The following is a 491-nucleotide window of genomic DNA, read 5'->3' as shown; positions in this document are numbered from 1 at the left end:
GCGCCAAGCAGCGCGCCGCCTCGCTGATCGACAGCGCTCAGGGACGCTATGTCGAAGGCGCCGTGATGACCTCGGTGCCGCCATATCGCATCAAGGTGCCGCTGCTGCTCGGCGGCCCGCACGCTGCCGAACTGGCGCCGCTGATCAACACGCTCGGCTTCGCCGCCAAGCCGGCCAGCGACCAGCTCGGCGTCGCCTCCGCCACCAAGATGTGCCGCAGCATCATGATCAAGGGCCTCGAGGCGATGGTGATCGAGAGCTTCACCACCGCGCGGGCCTACGGCGTCGAGGACGCGGTAATCGCCTCGCTGCAGGAGACGTTTCCGTCGATCGATTGGGAGAAGCAGGGCGCCTATTTCTTCCAGCGCGTGATCGAACACGGCCGCCGCCGCGCCGAGGAAGTCCGCGAAGTCGCCGAGACGGTGCGCGAAGCCGGCCTGACGCCGTGGTCCTGTCCCTTATACACATCTCCGAGCCCACGAGACGGAGAG

Annotated in this window: 1 protein-coding gene; it reads left to right on the top strand. The window is 67.4% G+C overall.

Annotation, left to right across the window (positions count from 1 at the left end):
• Positions 1 to 491 (top strand): DUF1932 domain-containing protein (locus DYI24_RS27715; RefSeq protein WP_164574580.1); only part of this gene is annotated, 491 nt, incomplete at both ends.

The sequence above is a fragment of the Rhodopseudomonas sp. BR0C11 genome (genome assembly GCF_010820945.1).
GTDB lineage: Bacteria > Pseudomonadota > Alphaproteobacteria > Rhizobiales > Xanthobacteraceae > Rhodopseudomonas > Rhodopseudomonas palustris_H.
Note: the sequence above shows the minus strand (reverse complement) of the source record. Positions and strands in the feature narration are given on the sequence as shown.